The following is a 16,869-nucleotide window of genomic DNA, read 5'->3' on the forward strand; positions in this document are numbered from 1 at the left end:
TTCGGATCTCGCGGTTATTCATCGCCCAGATAGGCGTCTTCCAGGATGTTGTAGGTCTCCATGATGCGTTTGTGCGCGGCCTCGGCGAGTTCACGCTTGAGCACCAGGGGACGGTTTTTTTCCAGCAGCACGATCTCGATGAAGGGCTTGTCCTTTTTCGCAAGCGCGGTCTGCACATCCTTGAGCGTTTTGATCTTCACGCCGTTGATCTCATCCACGACGCTGTGCGCGTAAGGGGTGATCCAGGTGTTCACCTCATCCGGCAGCACATTGGTGAGCACGACGGGCTCGGGCCGCTCCACGTAGAGCTTGTCAGTGAGGAAGTTGTCAAAGATGTAGTTCACCGTGTCGTCGCGCATCTGATGGGCGTCCATCAGGTTGCGGTCCAGCGGCTGAAACACGAGGCCGGCATTGACGATGTAGCGGGGGCGCTGGTTGTACTGCGCACCAAGACGCACATAGGGGTCGAAGCGCTTCAGCGTGACGGTGGCCTCCAGCTTTTTGCCGCCGCGGAGGTACTTCAGCTTGATGGTGTCTCCGGCGAACTTGCGCTCGACGATTTCATTCATGTCCATCAGCTCCCCCTCAAAGCGTACAAGGCCGTTGTTCATCACCGGGTTGTCATCGATGCTGAGGATGACGTCTCCGATTTTCAGGATGTCTGCCACGCTGCCCTGGGGCTCCACATCTCCGACCATCACGCCCACTCCGTCTCCGTTGGTGCCCAGCGCCTTGGCCTGTGCCGGATTTTCGATGGGGAAGTCGCTCGCGGCGAGATCCACATAGTGGTCGTAGCGGCCGTCTTCAATATCCTTGAGGAAGCGTTTGATCACAGGCACCGGAATCATGTAGCCGACGTTTTGCGCCACGCGGCCGCTGAAACCCTGGAAGGCCACGCCGACGACCTTGCCCGCCTGCATTACAGGGCCGCCGGAGTTGCCGGGATTGATCGCGGCATCCACCTGAATGGCGAGATGGGAGTCCACGCTGGTGTGGCTGTAGGGGCGGAAGTCGATGCGGGAGACGACGCCGCGGGTGACGGAGATGCGATCACCGCCGATGGGATAGCCGATGGCGATGACTTCGGTATTGAGCTGCGGGATGCCGCCGAAGTCGAGCGGCTTGAGTTTTTCAAAATGCTTGCCGTCCTCAGCCTCGATCAGCGCGAGGTCGCAGTCATGCGCGATGTGGACGATCTTGGCCGCATGCGGCTCGGGGTCGTTCGTGGTGCGGATGAGGATGCGCGTGGCATTGCTGACGACGTGGGCGTTGGTCAGGAAGCGGTTTTTGCCGATGAGGAAGCCGGTGCCGCTGCCGCCGCTGGGCTGGCCGGCATTCCAGGGCTCACGATAGTCGGGCACCAGCACCGAGACATCGATGTTCACGATGCCCTCCCAGGCGCCTGAGGCCACATCGATGGCCTGGGCCGCTGCCGGTGGCGGTGCCGCCGCTGGCTGCGCGCAGAGGGCGGACGGTAGCAGAACCAGGGCGAGAAGAGGCAGAAGCGGTCGGGTGTTCATGCGGGTGACGTGAAGTCACAAACATACGCAGCCCGCCGCCTCTAACACAAGTTTGCTAAAGAAATAATCGCCATCGGCACTGCCCCTACTTCCCGGCCGGCGCCTTCTTCCTGGCCTCGTTGGCTTTTCTCGCCTCCATCAGCTTCTTGAGCTCTTCGGCACGCCTGGCGTTCTGCGCTTCGGCGCTGTTCGGATTGGCTGGGTCGGTGATCATCTGAAAGTCATCGGTGCGGAAGGGGGTGACGGGCAGGCCTTCGGCGGAATAGACATTGCATACCGGATTGTCCGCCCAGGCATAGCGCACGGCCACGGGCCTGGCCACGCCTTCGGCGCTGACTTCGATCTGGTTGGTGCCTTTCTTTGAGCCGCCGATGATGCTGGCCTTGGCCCACACCCATTTCTTGTCCTCGCCGCAGACGGCGAAGCCTTTGACTTCGTCCGTGTCCACCGTGCGCAGGCCCTGCGGTGCAAAATCGAAGGTGAGAAGGGCTTTGCCGCCTTCAAAATTCGCGCCCTTCAGCTCGGGGCTGCGATAGACGAGCTGCTGGCCGTAGTCCTTCACCAGAGCCCAGCGGGCGAGGCGCTCGGCCACGTCGCGCTTGTTTTTGGGGTGGATGTCGTTGGCTTCGCCGAGGTCGGTGATGACGCACTGGCCGGTGTGCGGCAGCTTGCTCATCGTCAGGGTCTGGGCTTCGCGCAGCTCGGCCCAGTCGCTGTCTCCTGGCTCAGTCTGGTAGGGCTTGAAGTCGGCCAGCTGCACCCAGTAGAAGGGGAAGTCTCCCTGGTTCCACTCCTTGCGCCAATGCTCGATCATGAAGGGGAAGAGGTCGCGGTATTCCTTGGCGCGGCTGGCATTGGACTCGCCCTGATACCAGATCACACCCTTGATGCCGTAGCCGATGGTGGGATGCAGCACACCGGCATACAGGTTGCCGGGGCGGTGCTGGCCGGTGAGGGGGTTCTGCGGTGCACGTGGCGCCTGGGCCGTGAACATCTTGCCTGCCTTGAGGGCTTCCGCGCGGGCTTTGGCCCATTCGGCCACCTTCGTCTTATGATCAGCGACCTGCTTGTCGAAAGCCGCCTGCGTAAAAGTCGACTCCGTCTGCTTCCAACGTGCGATGATGGAGGCAAAGCGCGGGTCTTTCTCCAGCACATCTCGCTTCACCCAGGCCTCGCAGGCGCTGCCACCCCAGGCGTTGTCGATGAGGCCCACAGGAACGCCGAGCATCTCGCGCAGCACGCGGCCAAAGTGGTAGCCCACGGCGGTGAACTGCGCTGCGCTGGTGGGCGTGCATTCCTCCCACTGGCCTTTGAAGTCATTCTGGATCTCCTGCGTGCCCACCTGCGGCACGGAGATGAGGCGGAGCTGGGCGTCCTTCGCCTGGGCGATGTCCAGGTCCGCATCCCAGGTGCTGCTGAGGTTGAACCCCATATTGGACTGGCCGGAGCAGATCCACACCTCGCCCACGAGCACGTTTTTCAGCTCCTTGCTGCTGCTGCCCTTGATGCTGATCGTCGCGGGCTTCGCATTCGCCGGCACGGCATCCAGCTTCACAGTCCATTTGCCGTCCGCGCCGGCTTTGGCGGTCTTGGTCTGTCCGGCAAAGGTCACCGTCACCTCGGTGCCCGGAGCGTCCCAGCCCCAGACCGGATTGGCCTGCTTCTGCTGCAGCACCATGTTGTCGCCGATGATGGCGGGGAGTTTCAGTTCCGCGCGGGCGGAGACGGCCAGGAGGGAGAGAAGGCAGAGAATGCGCATGGGGTTGGGAAAAAGTCGGTCGTTGGGAACGCTGTGCGCGGGCGGTTCATTGCAGCAGGATGCAAGGATTATGCTGCGTGCAGCCGCAACCGTGTGCTAGCTTTTCCGGTGATCCGCCTCGCCCTCGCCGCCGCTCTTCTGCTTTCTCTCGCCGCCTGCGGGCGTTCGCGGCCGCGTGCGGACCTGGTCTTCATCAATGGCGCGGAGCCGGAGAGCATCGACCCGCATGTGGTGACGGATCAGGTGGGCATGCGCATCGCCTCGGCCCTGTTTGAGGGGCTCTGCCGCATCGATGAAGCCGGCAAGCCGCAGCCGGGCATGGCGGAGCGCTGGGAGGTGACGCCGGACCGCAAGACCTACACCTTTCACCTGCGCCCGAACACGGTGTGGAGCGACGGCACGCCGCTGGGCGCGCAGGATTTTGTCTATTCCTGGAAACGCGTGCTCTCGCCGGACTTTGGCGCGGACTACGCCAGCCAGCTCTACGTCATCAAAAACGCCCGGTCGCACCACGAGGGCACGCTCAGGGATTTCACGCAGGTGGGCGTGGTGGCTCTGGATGACCGCACCCTGCGCGTGGAGCTGGAAAATCCCACGCCCTACTTCATCGACCTCTGCGCCTTCACCGCATTCTATCCGGTGCCGCGGCACATCATCGAAAAACATGGCACGGCATGGATCAAGCCGGGCACACTGGTGGGCAACGGAGCCTACACGCTGCAAGACTGGCTGCTGGACGACCGCATCTCGCTTCATCTCAACGAACGCTACTGGGACGCCGCCAATGTGGGGATGAAGAGCATCGACATCCTGCCCATCTCGGAGCCCAACACAGCGATCAACTACTTCCTCACCGGCCAGGCGGACCTCATCATGGACAAGGGCATGGTGCCGACCTCGCTGACAGCCAAGCTCAAGCAGGAGCCTTACTTCCACACCGGCCCCTTCCTGGGCAGCTACTTCACGCGCTTCAACGTCACCCGCGCCCCGTTTGACAATCCCAAGATCCGGCTGGCCTTCTCACTGGCGATAGATCGAAAACGTGTGACCGAAAAAATCACGCAGCTCGGCGAGCGCAATGCGTACAGCCTGACCCCGCCCGGCGCGGGGCAGAACTACCAGCCGCCTCCCGGGCCGGAGTTTGACCCCGAGAAAGCACGCAGGCTCCTCGCCGAGGCGGGCTACCCCGGAGGCAAAGGCTTCCCGCGTGTGGAGTACCTCTACTTTCCCAAGCCGGTGGAGCGCAACATCGCCGTCGAACTTCAGGCCATGTGGCGGGAGCATCTGGGCGTCAGCGTGGATCTGGCCAAGCAGGAGTGGAAAATCTACCTCTCCTCCATGAAGGAGAAAAACTACCACCTCTGCCGCAGCAGCTGGGTGGGCGACTACAACGACCCGGGGACGTTTCTCGAAATGTTCCTCGCAGGCAATGGCAACAACCGCACCGGCTGGGCAAACGCAGGGTATGACGGACTCATCGCCGCCGCCGCGCGTGAAGCTGACCTGAACCAGCGCAACACGCTCTTTCAGCAGGCGGAAAAACTCCTCGTCACCGACGAGGCCGTCCTCATCCCCATCTATCACTACGTGGGCGTCCAGTTTTTCCATGCCAGCCGCCTCGCAGGCGTGCAGGCAAACATGATCGATGATCACCCCTTCCGCTGCATGCGGTGGAAAAAGTAGCCCGGCTGCGCGCCCGATGTGCCGGGCACCGCAGACCTGCCCCTACCTGGCAACCCCTGCCACCGCCATCCCCAGCTCCACCGTCGGCTCCGCCGGGTCATTCATCGGCGGCTCCGTGGGCGAGCCATTGGCGGATTTGAGATCATTGCCAACGGACCAGATCAGACCGCGCGCGAGATTGTACTGGAGCGGGGCGCCGGTGTAGGGGTCCACAGGCACATCGAGCAGGAAATTGAAAGTGCGCAGCTGTTCGAGGGTGGCCGGAGGCGTTTTCTTCTCGGCCATGCAGCGCCGCACCGCGAACAAGGAGATGATCAGATTCCCGCGCGTGCGCGCCATCCCCAGCGCCGCGGGCATCGGGGTGTAGAACTTCATGCGCTGGTGGTAATAGGCGAGCCCGGCGGAATTCGGCTGGTAGGGGGCCTCGGCGGCAGTGTCGTCCTTCAGCCGCACATCGGCGGTGAGGACCAGGGGTGTCTCCGCTTCATTTTTGATCTGCCGGAAGGCCATGGCAAAATGCTGCAGGGTCTCATATGGCTTGAAGAACAACCGACCGGGGCGCTGCAACTGCACGCCACCGGGCATGGTGTCGAGATTCTCCCCGCTCTTCGGGCCGAGGATGAGCTTTTTCTCGTGCACGTAAAAGGCATTCATCGCCCCCTGCAGCATTTCCGTGGTGGGCTGGCAGACGCTGAACTGGCGCTGAAACTGCCGCAGCGTGGCCTCCGGCAGCCGGGTCTGACGCAGCAGGTCCGCCAAGGTCTGCGCGGCTAGCTTCTGCGCCTCCAGGGACTGCTGATAGCAGGACGGCCAGGCCCAGAGCTGCTCCAGGCGCCAGCCAAGTTCCGCGAGATCGATCGCTGCAGTAAACGCCGCCTCCTCCTGCATGCGGCGGGAAAGGTATGCCGCCTCTGCCTGCTTGAGCACGAGCACCTGATGCCAGCGCGGATCTGCGCATGGGTCTGCAGCATGCCATGCCGCATGGGCGGGGTGCCAGTCGGCGTCCTCCAGCAGATCCCGCAGATTGTCCAGGGCGATGCCGTTGGACTGCACGACGCGTGCGAGCGTCGGCGTGTCCCACAGCCACGGCGGCCTGCCACGCAGCTGCGAGCTTTCAAAGGGCACCAGCGCGTTGAGGAACTTGCGCAGCTTGCCAGGGGTCTGGATCATCACCGCCTGATCGACAGGCCGGTTCAAAAGCAGGTCTTGGTCCAGCCCCGGAGCCTGGTCGTCCACATAGAGCCATGCGATGAAGACCAGCATGAGCAGGCCCATGCTCAGGATGGCCAGCGTGGACCATGAGACCTCACGCTCGGCCGCCGGTGTGGTCCGCGGCCTGGACACGAGCCGGGAAGGGGGCGCCTGGCGTGGCAGGGCGGGCCTTTCCTCCAGGGCTGCCGGCGGCGGCTTCTGCACCGAGGGTTTGGGGACTGCCTGGGGCTCCTGCCTTGCCGGAGGTCTTGGCTCCTCGCTCTGCCGGCGCTTTTTGCCAGGCGGGGCGTCCAGCCACTCCAGATCCAGCTCCCAGGGAGACGCCCATGCACCACCCGCGTCTCCGCTGCGTGCGGGCTTGTCAGCGGGCGTTTCTGGCGGCGTGTGGGGCCGGATCATGCGCCGCAGCATGAATGCAGTCATGCAATCCCGCAACGTGCGTCATTGCGAAGCAGCCGGGTCGCGGCGAAAACTGAGAGCTGTCATAGCCTCCATGGATTTACCTCCTTCATCTGCTGCTTCAAAAGGCGGCATCACACGGTTTTTCGTCGAACACCGGCTCCTCGGCTGGCTGACGATGTTTGCAGTTCTGGTCTGGGGCTGGCTGGCTTTTCAAAGCCTGCCACAGCAGGAAGACCCCACCTTTCCCACGCATGACGCCGTGCTCGTGACGGTGCACCCGCTGCTCGACGCAGCGCAGATGGAGCAGGAGGTGACGGCACCGCTGGAGGCCGCGCTCGCGCGCCTGCCCACGCTGGAAAAGCTGCAGTCGCAGTCGCGGGACAGCATCTCCACCATCGTCATCCGGCTGCAGGCAGACCGCAAAGAGGTCATCGGGGAGCAGTGGCGGAAAACGCGTGAGATCCTGCAGGCGATCACGCTGCCCGAGGGCTGCGAAGCACCACGCCTCGAAACAGACTACCAGCTTCCAGCCACGCTGCTGTTCGCGGTGCTGGGCGCTGAGGCAGGCCCGGCGGCTGATGTGATCGAGAAAGAGCTCAGGTCCGTCTCCAACACAGGGCGCATCCGGCAGTTTGGCCATGCGCCGGAGCAGATCGCCTCGTTTGAGGACATGGTGGCGGCCAGCTACAGCGTGCGCACCCTGCACCGTGCGGAGGACGGGCCGCTGAAGCCCTGGGCAAGCGTGCTGGTGGCCGTGGAAATGAAGGCGGGAAACAACATCCACGACTTTAAAGAAGCGGTGCTGGCCAGGACCGGGAGCCTCAGGCTGCCGGAGGGCGTGAAGGTCATCACTGTCTCCGACCAGCCTGCGGCCACGGCGCACCGCATCGGTGAATTTTTGCGCTGTTTCATCGAGGCGGTGCTGGTGGTGGTGCTGGTGGCGCTGCTGCTCATGGACTGGCGCACGGCGCTGGTTGTCGCCGTGGCCATCCCGCTCACCATCGCGATGACGCTCGGCGGCATGGCGGCGCTGGGAGTGCCGCTGCAGCAGATTTCCATCGCGGCGCTGATCATCTCCCTGGGCATGCTGGTGGATGATCCGGTGGTGGCCTCAGACGGCATCAACCGCGAGCTTGCAGACGGGCAGCCGCGTGGCATCGCGGCCTGGCTCGGCCCTTTCAAGCTGCGGCGCGCGATCTTCTTCGGCACCCTCATCAACATCGTGGCCTTCCTGCCGCTGGCGCTGCTGCCGGGAGACATGGGCGCCTTCATCATCTCGCTGCCCGTGGTCATCACGCTGGCGCTGGTGTCCTCGCGCATCGTTTCCATGACGTTCATCCCGCTGCTGGGCTACTACCTACTGCGCGGGCAGAAGGGCTTTGATGCCGCCAGCGGCTCGCACCCGCTGCACCGGCTCATCCCGTTTTACAAAAGCACGCTGCAGCATGCGCTGCGCCGGCCGCTGTTCACCATCATCGCCGCGTACGGTCTGCTGGGCTGCAGCACGGCGCTCATCCCGTTTTTCGGCAAGCAGTTCTTCCCGGTGGCAGAGCGCAACCAGTTCCTGATCGATCTCCGCCTGCCGGAGGGAAGCAGCATCGAGCAGACGCAGAAGGTCAACGCGCAGATCAGCGACAGGCTGCAAAAGGAGGAGGCCGTGCAGAGCGCCGTCGTCGTCAGCGGCGGGGGCACGCCGATGTTTTACTACAACGTGCTGCCACGCCAGCCCGCCGCCAACGTGGCGCAGGTGCTGGTAAACACACGCCATGCGGAGGATGTGCCCGCACTCATCGTGCATCTGCGCGAGGTCTTTGACCGCGAGATCCAAGACGCGCTCTGCCTCGTGAAACAGATCGAGCAGGGGCCTGCGCTGGAAACGCCGATCCAGATCGAGATCAGCGGCGGGGACATCCCGGCCAAGACTGCGCAGGTGCGCCAGGCGCTGACCGTTGCCGGAGCCTACAAGGTGCATGATGACTCGGACGTGATCACCCGCATCGATCAGCAGCGCACGGTGACGGTGAAGGCGCTGGCTCCCTTCGGCATGCTGGCCTCGGGCATTCTGAACAAGGCACGCACCTCCTTCCCGGCCTCCGGCATCGCCTTCGGTGGCGAGGAGCGCGAGCTGACGACCAGCCAGCGCGAGATGGAGCGCGTGCTGAAGATCTCGCTGGCCCTCATCGCGCTGGCGATGATGGTGCAGTTCCGCTCAGTGATGAAGTCCCTCGTGGTCATGCTCACGGTGCCGCTGGGACTGACCGGCGCGTTTGCGGGCATGGCGGCCACGCATGCGTCGTTTGGCTTCATGGCGCTCATCGGCATCGTCAGTCTGGCGGGCGTCATCGTCAGCCACATCATTGTGCTTTCAGATTTCATCGAGGAGGAAAGGGCCGGTGGCGTCGAGCTGGAGACAGCGCTCATGCGCGCCGCGCTGGTGCGCCTGCGCGCCGTGCTGGCCACGGTGTTTGCCACGGTGTGCGGGCTGATCCCGCTGGCCGTGACGGGAGGCGAGCTGTGGCGGCCGCTGACGGCGGTGCACATTTTCGGCCTGCTTTTCGGCACCGTGCTGACGCTGGTGCTGCTGCCCGTGCTCTACCTCCAGTTTGCCCGTTGGCGCTGGATCAGGTAGCCGAAAAAATCAGCGCCACGTTCGAGCCGCCAAAGCCGCTGGAGTTGCTCATGGCCACACGCGGGGCCTGATCAGTCGGACTGGTGAGAATGGAGACGCCTTCGCAGGCGGGGTCGAGCTGCTGGATCTTGGCGGAGATGGGCATGAAGCCCTCCTTCAGCGCCAGGCAGCTGATGCCTGCCTCCAGCGCTCCTGCGAGGCAGAGGCCGTGGCCCGTGAGCGCCTTGGTGCTGCTGACCTTGGGCCGCGCCTCTCCGGTGAAGACGGTTTTCAGAGCGCTGAGCTCTGCGACGTCTCCTGCCTGGGTGGCCGTGGCGTGGGCGTTGATGTAGTCAACCGCCTCAGGAGCGAGGCCGGACTCCTGCAGGGCGTTCGTCATCGCGCGGGCGAGGCCGCTGCCGGAGGGGTCCGGGGCCACGACGTCGTAGCCGTCCGAACTCTGGCCCCAGCCTTTGACCTCGGCGTACACTTTGGCGCCACGCTCGGCGGCAGATTCCGCCTCTTCGAGCACGAGCACCACACCGCCGCCGGTGATGATGAAGCCATCGCGGCCCGCATCAAAGGGACGGGGAGCCAGCGCGGGATCTGTCTGCGGGCTCAGGGCGCGCAGTGAGGCAAAGGGCAGGATGGTGTGAATCTGCTGGGCATCCTCCGCACCGACGACGAACATCCTCTTCTGCCGGCCCAGGCGGATCATGTCGCAGGCATGCCCGAGAGCGTGGGAGGAGGAGGCGCAGGCGCTGTTGAAAGCCAGGGTGGCCCCCTTGATGGCAAAACGCGCTGTCAGATTGAGGTGCAGCGAGTTTGGCATGCCGGTGATGACCATGGGGGCGGAAGTGCGGGCCGGGCCGCGCTTGATCACCGAATCCATCGCCAGATAAGTCATCCAAGGGGAGCCTGCCGAGGCGCAGTACAGGCCCGTGAGCGGATCGGAGACCTGCTCCGGCGCCAGTCCGGCGTCTGCAATGGCCTCCTGCATGGCAGCCGTGGCAAACACGGCATGCGGCACCATGGTGCGCAGCTGCGCACGGTTGAGCTGCACATGGGCCGGGTAGGTCCAGTCCAGCGAATCAGGGGAGGGGAAATCAAAGCCCTTCACCGTGCCTGCCAGCTTCACGCGGTCATTGGCGGCGGCCAGCTCCGGCACAAACTCGATGCCCGAGCGCGCCTCGCGCAGGCTTTGGGTCACTTCGGCCCGGTTGTTGCCAATGCTGGAAATGAAACCCAGGCCGGTGACGACGACGCGCTTCATGAAGGATTGCTGGCGCCGAATTTGGTGCGGAGAAATTTCTTCAGGTCCCCCAAGGTGACGATGCTGCCGAGCTCTTCGGTGGCGATGGTGAGGCCGAGCACTTCCTCCGCCGTCATCACCACTTCGATCATGCCAAAGGAATCCATGCCGATGTCCTCGACGAGCTTCATGTCATCGGTGACGGAGGCCATGCCGTCCGGCCGGGGATTGGCGGCATCCCGCGCGAGCACGCCGAGGATGATGGCGTCGAGCTCGTCGAGATTCTTGGTTTCTTCAAAGCGCAACGCGGCGGCCAAGGTCTCCTCGCTGCAACGCTTGAGGGATTTGGTGATGTCTTGTTTTCGTTCTTCGCTCACGGGCATGAAGGCTGTTTTAGTCAGTTCTGGGTGTGGTTCAACGCTTTTCGGCGCTGAAGACGCCGTAACGCTGGATGCCCAGCTCATAGGCGAGCCAGATGCGGAACAAAGTCAGGGCGAAAATACGGTTCGGATTACGGGAGCTGAACAGGAAACGGCGGTAGTGCGATTTCGTCAGCAGACCTTTCACGGTGCGCAGGGCGCAGAGCGGCCAGGTGCGCTTGACCTGCCGGGCGTAGTCCTTGCACTGGTAGTTCACAAAACCGGCCCCCTCCGTGGCGGCGCGAAACTCGCTCTCCGGCCTGACTCCGGCGATCTGCGTCTCACGGGTGATGGCGTCGATGAAATGGCGCCGGGCAAAGGCATCGGGATTCTCACAGGACATCCACGCGGTGGCGACCAGCCGGCCGCCGGGTTTCATGACACGGTAGCACTCACGGAAAAAGCCGGGAAGGTCGGGCATGTGCTCCAGACTTTCGACCGTCTGCACGATGTCGAAGTGGTTGTCCGGCAGCTGGTTGTCATACCAGTCGCGCAGCATGAAATGAGTCTTGCCGGGCACGGAGTTGTTGGCCTGGGCATAGGCGAGCTGCACGGCGGAGATGGTCATGCCGGTGATGTTCACCCCGTGGCGCTGGGCCAGGATCCGCGCCGTGGTGCCGTAGCCGCAGCCGATGTCGCACACCTCCTGCCCCGGGCTGTGGTGGCCGAGATCGGCGACGATCTGGATGAGATTTTCCGCAGCTTCCGTGTCGGTTTCGCGGCCAGTGAGCCAGACGCCGTGGTGGATGTGCTCACCCCAGATCTCGCGGTAAAACTGGTCCAGGTCGTCGTAGTGGGCGGCGGCGCCGTCGATGGTGGGGATGTATTCGGGCGTGGTGGTGGTCATGAGTCAGAGCGGGCGCGGCTGCAGGCTGGCGGCAGGGACGCGTTTGAGGGTGTTGAAAGGGATGGTGAGCATGGCGTAAAAGGACCCCATGTGTTTGGAGACAGGCCCCTGGCAGAGCAGGTATTTCAAAACGAAGTCCCGCAGCAAGGAGCGTGCATGCCCACGCCAGGTGCCCAGCCACATGCCCCACTCGGCGCGGAAGATGGCTGTTTTCACGGCCTTGCGGCGGTAGCGGTTGTAGGCGGGCAGCAGCTTGAGCGGATCGCTGCGCGTCAGGATTTCAGCGAGGAACTCCGCGTCGGCAAAGCCGGTGTTCATGCCCTGGCCGCCCACGGGGCTCATGCCATGCGCAGCGTCTCCGCAGAAGATGATGCGCCCGTCGTAGTAGCGGTCGCAGTTGAACTTGCGCGGCGTGAAGACGCTCTCATTGACCTGGTCCGCCACCGGCACGTCGATGCCGGTGCGCTGCCTGGTCAGCAGGCTGACGAGGCCGGGAGGCGGGCGGTCCATGCGTGTGTCTGTCTGCACCACCCAGCGGCGCTGGCCGCCGGGCAGGGGAAAGGACTCCACCGAGCCCGCCGCAGTGAAGTAGAGGTGCGCCTCGTCTCCGAAGCTGCTGCGGTCCACAAAGTCTCCCATGACGAAGTGGCAGTCATAGGAGCGCCCTGGAGCACGCATGCCGATGATGCTGCGCACGGAGCTGCGGCTGCCATCACACGCCACCACAAAGCGCGCCGTGAGCCTGCGCCCGCCGGCCAGCACCTCGCAGTGGTCCGCTGTCTGCCGCACCTGGCTGACCTCGCAACCGGTCTTGATGTGCTCCTGCCCGAGATGATTCTGCAAAAGGGCGATGGTGCTGACCTGCGGCAGCGAGAGTATGAAGCGGTGCTCGTCAGGGATCTCGCGGAATGAGACGCAGCCAAGCTGCCCGCGCTGGCCGTGCACAAAGCAGTCGCGCACCTTCACTCCGCTGCTGATGAACTCCGAGGCCAGGCCCAGCTTTTCCAAAATGTGAAGCGAAGGCGGTGTGATGCCGATGGCCGCTGAATGCGCGATGGGCTCGGTGCGCCGCTCCAGCACGCGAATGCGCCGCCCCTGCTGCCTGAGCAGGCTGGCCAGCAGCAGGCCCACAGGCCCGCCGCCGACAATGATGACGTCGTAGTCGGTGGCTTTCATAACACGGCGGTCTGGGGCACGATGGCGGGCTGCACGGCTTCCGCAGGCGGGATAGCCACACCGCAGCGTTCCAGCACCGCCGTCTCCACCGTGAGGCCCGGGCCAAAGGCGATGGCGCAGGTCGTGGCGCGGTCTGTCTCCGCCTCCTCAAGAAACCCTTTGAGCACAAACATCACGGTGGGGCTGCTCATGTTCCCGTAATCGCGCAGCACGCCGCGGGACATCTCCAACGCCGTGGCAGGCAGGGCGAGCTGCTGCTCGATCTGCTCAAGGATGGCGCGCCCGCCCGGGTGCACCGCCCACTCGTCGATGTCCTCCGGCGTGAGGCCGCGCTTGTCGAGGATGCCACCGAGCATTTCGCGGATGTTGCTGCCGATGAGGTCGGGCACATACGCAGAGAGAACCATGTTGAAACCGTGGTCGCCGATGTCCCAGGCCATGTGCGCCTCGCTGGAGGGCACGAGCGCCGAATGAAATCCCGCCATGCGGTAAAAGGGCCGGTCATGCGCCGGCTCGCGTGCGCTGACGATGGCCGCGGCCGCCCCGTCTGCAAACAGCGCATTGGCCACGATGCTCTCCGGCCTGTCGCTCACCTGCAGGTGCAGCGAGCAGAGCTCCAGGCACATCACCAGCACCACGGCCTGCGGATTGGCCTCGCAAAACTGCGCCGCCATGCGCAGCGCCGGGAAGGCGGCGTAGCAGCCCATGAAGCCGACGGTGTAGCGCTCCACGTTTTCGTTCAGCCCCACGTCGCGGATGATGTGGTAGTCCGGCCCCGGGTTGGCGAAGCCGGTGCAGGAGGCAAACACGATGTGCGTGATCTCCTCCTTGGCAAAGTGCGGGCACTCCGCCAGCGTCTTGCGCGCCAGCCTGACCGCCAGCTCACGCGAGGCTCTGGCATACAGCGCATTGCGCTGGCCGGTGGTCGGCGCGTTCATCGAGCCATCCGGCTGCGTGCGGAAGAGCTCCCCGTCTTCCTGCATGAAGTCGGCGCAGGCGCTGTAGCGCGTCTCGATTCCGGTGCGGTCGTAGATCATCTCGACGAGCCGCTTGGCGCGCGGCTCGGACACCCAGCCCTGCATGCGCCGGCGTGTGAACTCATTGCTGTAGATGAACTCCGGCGTCTCCGTGGCGATGTGATGAATGAAGGCGGGCATGGATCAGGAGGGATTGCGTTTCAGGGAGACAGCGGCATGCACCTTGATCGTGTCGCCCACCCGGATGACGAAAAGCACGGAAGGGACCTTGATGTCGCTCTTTTTGAGCGAGAGGTCGAAGTCGAGATCAAAGCTGGCTTTGTCTCCCTGCTGTTTCCAGCGGCTGATCCTGCCGGTGAGGGTCTGTGTCTTTCCCAGCATGGTGAGCTTGAGCGGCAGGGTGGCGGGCGCCGCATCTCCCTGACGGATGGCGGAGAAGGGGGCGTCAATGACGCCGGTGATGAGAGGATGGGCAGCAGCCTGCATGGCCTTGCGCATGTTTTCGTCGCGCTTCGCCTCGGCGGTGTCCATCTTGGCCACCTCGACAGTCACTGTGGCCTCCACTTTCACGGGGTTTCCCGCCGCATCCGTGGTGACGGTGGTGACAAAAGGCTTCGCCTCCACCTTGCCGCCCCAGTCATGGAGCGTGGAGGTGCCGTCGAAGGTGATGGAGCTGGTACCGGACCAGCGGGAGGTGTCTGCCAGCGCGGTGCCGGCCAGGAGGAGAAAGAAGCAGAGAGATTTGTTCATGGGTGAGCGTGGGAAGGCAGGGGGCAGCCGGGCTGCCAGTGATACGAGACCAGAAGGATGACTGACGGCATGCGCGCAGGGGGCGTTTTGATCTGAGGAGACGTCCCTGAAGCATACGCCGGAGGTGTGCAGCTTTGCTGCCACAGATGTCAAACCCGCAGGCGTATGGTCGCGATCTCGCGCAGCACCTCTTCGCGGCTGCCGCAGCCAGCGCGCAGTGCGGTCTCGAACACGATCTGCTGGACCGCCCGCGCCTGCCGACCGTCAAAACGTACCGGCTCCTGGCTGCAGAGCTGCCTGTCCTTGCAGAAGCGCTTGGCCTCATCATCCGGGCTGGTCAGGGTGCCTGGCACCTGGCTCGTGGCCAGGCTGTGGTCTCCCTCCGAGGCCGGACGGCAGAGGCTGACGGCCAGCCGCCCCAGCACCCCTGCGTGGTCGCACACCTCCGGGGTATAGTCATCTTCACGGTGGTGCAGACGCACCTGCGTGCCCTGCTCCGTGCGGCAGACCATGACGCGATGGCTGCCATCCAGCACGGCCAGCACCGCAACCAACGCCGGCATAAACGCTGTGGCCGTGCCTGCGTAGGCAAGCAGCAGCAGAAAACCCAGCATGCATTGGAAGCGCTTCATTCGACTCAAGTCTCTACCTCAGAAGCCTGAGTCTCCCACAGGCTGATGGCCGTTCAACCAAATCCTGACTGGCAGGCTTGATGCCAATGATACTCAATCTCACCGACATGTCTCTTCTACCCGGACCGCGCTCGATCCAGTACACCCTCTGTTTCCATTGAATGTCTTTTTATCTTTTTAAGCAGCGATGGAGGGGATAAAAAAAACCATGAGCAAACTCCGCGTCGAAAGCTACACACTCTCCATCGACGGCTTTGGCGCAGGGCCGGAGCAGAGCCTGGAGAATCCGCTGGGGATCGGCGGGACGAGACTGCATGCGTGGGCTTTCCCGACGCGGACGTTTCAGTCGAAGCTGTTTGGAAAGGCGGACGGAGAGACCGGGATCGACGAGGACTTTGCAGCGCGGGGTTTTGACAATGTCGGCGCGTGGATCATGGGCCGGAACATGTTCGGGCCGGTGCGGGGGCCATGGCCGGATGAGAGCTGGAAAGGCTGGTGGGGAGACAATCCGGTGTACCACATGCCGGTGTTTGTGCTGACGCACCATCCGCGCGCTCCGCTGGTGATGGAGGGCGGCACGACGTTTCATTTTGTGACGGACGGGATTCACGCGGCACTGGAGCGAGCGCGCGAGGCCGCAGGCGGCAGGGATGTGCGCATCGGCGGCGGGGCGGATACCATCCGGCAGTATCTTCAGGAACGGCTGATCGATGAACTGCACATCGCCATCTCACCCATCGTGCTTGGCTCGGGCGAGCGGTTGTTTGAGGGGATCAATCTGGTGGAGCTGGGCTACTCATGCACCCGGCATGCGGCGACGGAGTGGGCGACGCATCTGGTGCTGACGCGGCAATGAGGACTGGTCTCAAACAGCCGCCTCTGGTATGGATGGCCCTATCATGAGCAGCGCGGAAAGACATCGTGGCAGGCACCCGGCGGACGAAGAGCTGTTTGGTGCGCAAGCGGTGCCGGCGCTGCGGGTGGCGGTGGCGGAGCTCTCGTGGCTGCTGAGCCGGGGGTATGCGCGAAACTCGGCAGTGAAGCTGGTGGGAGACCGCCACGAGCTGCGGGAGCGCCAGCGCCTGGCCGCATGCCGTGCCGCCTGCGGCGATGCGGCACGCGTGGCACGGGCGAGGCAGCACCTGCCAGCAGAGGCGCTGCGGGGGCGTGCGGTGATGGTGGACGGCTTCAACCTGCTGGTGAGCCTGGAGGCGGCGCTGAGCGGGGGCGTGCTGCTGCGCGGCCGTGACGGCTGCCTGCGTGACATGTCCAGCGTCCACGGTTCCTACCATGCTGTGGTAGAGACGGACGCGGCACTGGCCCTCGTGGGGGAGCGCCTGGCGGAGCTGCACACGGCCTCCGTGCACTGGCTGCTGGACAAGCCCGTCTCCAACAGCGGGCGGCTGGCAGGACGCATCCGTGAGCTGGGGGAGCAGCATGGCTGGCCGTGGACGGTGGAGGCGGTGTTCAATCCCGACAGCACTCTCATCGCTGCACGCGACGTGGTGGTGGTGAGTTCGGATGCGGTGGTGATCGATGGCGCGGCGGGCTGGTACAATCTGGCCGCAGACCTGATCCTGGGCGGGCGCTGCGGGCAGGCGTGGGTGGTGGAGCTGGGGAAGTGAAGGGTGT

At 64.2% G+C, this 16,869-nt stretch carries 14 protein-coding genes; 4 read left to right on the forward strand and 10 right to left on the reverse strand.

Annotated features, from left to right (window positions below):
- Positions 1-14: 14 nt before the first annotated feature.
- A complete protein-coding gene (locus ACFQDI_RS23430) occupies positions 15-1,520 on the reverse strand; it encodes a S1C family serine protease (protein ID WP_377171591.1) in 1,506 nt (501 codons plus the stop codon).
- Between the two features lie 85 nt (positions 1,521-1,605).
- Positions 1,606-3,279 (reverse strand): sialate O-acetylesterase, encoded by a 1,674-nt coding sequence (locus ACFQDI_RS23435; protein ID WP_377171593.1) that lies wholly within the window; start codon positions 3,277-3,279, stop codon positions 1,606-1,608.
- Positions 3,280-3,387: 108 nt separating this feature from the next.
- Between ACFQDI_RS23435 and ACFQDI_RS23440 the strand changes: the two genes are divergently transcribed.
- Positions 3,388-4,962, forward strand: coding sequence for a peptide ABC transporter substrate-binding protein (locus ACFQDI_RS23440; protein WP_377171595.1), 1,575 nt, complete (start codon positions 3,388-3,390; stop codon positions 4,960-4,962).
- 42 nt (positions 4,963-5,004) lie between these two features.
- Here ACFQDI_RS23440 and ACFQDI_RS23445 read toward each other — a convergent pair whose 3' ends face one another.
- Complete coding sequence (locus ACFQDI_RS23445; protein WP_377171597.1) at positions 5,005-6,573, reverse strand: hypothetical protein; 1,569 nt, start codon at positions 6,571-6,573, stop codon at positions 5,005-5,007.
- 94 nt (positions 6,574-6,667) lie between these two features.
- Between ACFQDI_RS23445 and ACFQDI_RS23450 the strand changes: the two genes are divergently transcribed.
- On the forward strand, positions 6,668-9,205 hold the full coding sequence (locus ACFQDI_RS23450; RefSeq protein ID WP_377171599.1) for an efflux RND transporter permease subunit: 2,538 nt from the start codon (positions 6,668-6,670) through the stop codon (positions 9,203-9,205).
- Here ACFQDI_RS23450 and ACFQDI_RS23455 read toward each other — a convergent pair.
- The 7 genes from ACFQDI_RS23455 to ACFQDI_RS23485 form a co-directional block, all read right to left on the reverse strand.
- On the reverse strand, positions 9,198-10,457 hold the full coding sequence (locus ACFQDI_RS23455) for a beta-ketoacyl-[acyl-carrier-protein] synthase family protein (RefSeq protein WP_377171601.1): 1,260 nt from the start codon (positions 10,455-10,457) through the stop codon (positions 9,198-9,200). The genes ACFQDI_RS23450 and ACFQDI_RS23455 overlap by 8 nt on opposite strands.
- A complete protein-coding gene (locus ACFQDI_RS23460) occupies positions 10,454-10,813 on the reverse strand; it encodes an acyl carrier protein (RefSeq protein WP_377171603.1) in 360 nt (119 codons plus the stop codon). Before ACFQDI_RS23460 ends, ACFQDI_RS23455 begins: the two co-directional genes overlap by 4 nt.
- A gap of 37 nt (positions 10,814-10,850) precedes the next feature.
- Positions 10,851-11,702, reverse strand: a complete 852-nt coding sequence (locus ACFQDI_RS23465) for a methyltransferase domain-containing protein (RefSeq protein WP_377171605.1) — start codon at positions 11,700-11,702, stop codon at positions 10,851-10,853.
- Between the two features lie 3 nt (positions 11,703-11,705).
- Positions 11,706-12,878: an FAD-dependent oxidoreductase gene (locus ACFQDI_RS23470; protein WP_377171606.1), complete on the reverse strand. Its 1,173-nt coding sequence runs from the start codon at positions 12,876-12,878 to the stop codon at positions 11,706-11,708.
- Positions 12,875-14,035 carry a type III polyketide synthase gene (locus tag ACFQDI_RS23475; protein ID WP_377171608.1) on the reverse strand — a complete coding sequence of 387 codons (1,161 nt, stop codon included), beginning with the start codon at positions 14,033-14,035 and terminating at the stop codon, positions 12,875-12,877. Before ACFQDI_RS23475 ends, ACFQDI_RS23470 begins: the two co-directional genes overlap by 4 nt.
- A 3-nt stretch (positions 14,036-14,038) precedes the next feature.
- Positions 14,039-14,605 (reverse strand): YceI family protein, encoded by a 567-nt coding sequence (locus ACFQDI_RS23480; RefSeq protein WP_377171610.1) that lies wholly within the window; start codon positions 14,603-14,605, stop codon positions 14,039-14,041.
- Between the two features lie 149 nt (positions 14,606-14,754).
- A complete protein-coding gene (locus ACFQDI_RS23485; protein WP_377171612.1) occupies positions 14,755-15,237 on the reverse strand; it encodes a hypothetical protein in 483 nt (160 codons plus the stop codon).
- Positions 15,238-15,445: 208 nt separating this feature from the next.
- On the opposite strand from ACFQDI_RS23485, the gene ACFQDI_RS23490 reads away from it, so the two are divergent.
- The gene (locus tag ACFQDI_RS23490) at positions 15,446-16,093 is read left to right on the forward strand and encodes a dihydrofolate reductase family protein (protein WP_377171614.1); all 648 of its coding nucleotides are present in this window, start codon (positions 15,446-15,448) and stop codon (positions 16,091-16,093) included.
- 43 nt (positions 16,094-16,136) lie between these two features.
- Positions 16,137-16,862, forward strand: coding sequence for a DUF434 domain-containing protein (locus ACFQDI_RS23495; protein WP_377171616.1), 726 nt, complete (start codon positions 16,137-16,139; stop codon positions 16,860-16,862).
- Positions 16,863-16,869: the final 7 nt, after the last annotated feature.

It is taken from the genome of Prosthecobacter fluviatilis (assembly GCF_042655725.1).
Taxonomy (GTDB): domain Bacteria; phylum Verrucomicrobiota; class Verrucomicrobiia; order Verrucomicrobiales; family Verrucomicrobiaceae; genus Prosthecobacter; species Prosthecobacter fluviatilis.

Excerpts from the sequence above, each read along its gene's own strand:
- ACFQDI_RS23430 (WP_377171591.1), bottom strand. The coding sequence starts at position 1,520 with ATGAACACCCGACCGCTTCTGCCTCTTCTCGCCCTGGTTCTGCTACCG.
- ACFQDI_RS23435 (WP_377171593.1), bottom strand. The coding sequence starts at position 3,279 with ATGCGCATTCTCTGCCTTCTCTCCCTCCTGGCCGTCTCCGCCCGCGCG.
- ACFQDI_RS23445 (WP_377171597.1), bottom strand. The coding sequence starts at position 6,573 with ATGATCCGGCCCCACACGCCGCCAGAAACGCCCGCTGACAAGCCCGCA.
- ACFQDI_RS23450 (WP_377171599.1), top strand. The coding sequence starts at position 6,668 with ATGGATTTACCTCCTTCATCTGCTGCTTCAAAAGGCGGCATCACACGG.
- ACFQDI_RS23455 (WP_377171601.1), bottom strand. The coding sequence starts at position 10,457 with ATGAAGCGCGTCGTCGTCACCGGCCTGGGTTTCATTTCCAGCATTGGC.
- ACFQDI_RS23465 (WP_377171605.1), bottom strand. The coding sequence starts at position 11,702 with ATGACCACCACCACGCCCGAATACATCCCCACCATCGACGGCGCCGCC.
- ACFQDI_RS23470 (WP_377171606.1), bottom strand. The coding sequence starts at position 12,878 with ATGAAAGCCACCGACTACGACGTCATCATTGTCGGCGGCGGGCCTGTG.
- ACFQDI_RS23475 (WP_377171608.1), bottom strand. The coding sequence starts at position 14,035 with ATGCCCGCCTTCATTCATCACATCGCCACGGAGACGCCGGAGTTCATC.
- ACFQDI_RS23480 (WP_377171610.1), bottom strand. The coding sequence starts at position 14,605 with ATGAACAAATCTCTCTGCTTCTTTCTCCTCCTGGCCGGCACCGCGCTG.
- ACFQDI_RS23485 (WP_377171612.1), bottom strand. The coding sequence starts at position 15,237 with ATGAAGCGCTTCCAATGCATGCTGGGTTTTCTGCTGCTGCTTGCCTAC.
- ACFQDI_RS23490 (WP_377171614.1), top strand. The coding sequence starts at position 15,446 with ATGAGCAAACTCCGCGTCGAAAGCTACACACTCTCCATCGACGGCTTT.
- ACFQDI_RS23495 (WP_377171616.1), top strand. The coding sequence starts at position 16,137 with ATGAGCAGCGCGGAAAGACATCGTGGCAGGCACCCGGCGGACGAAGAG.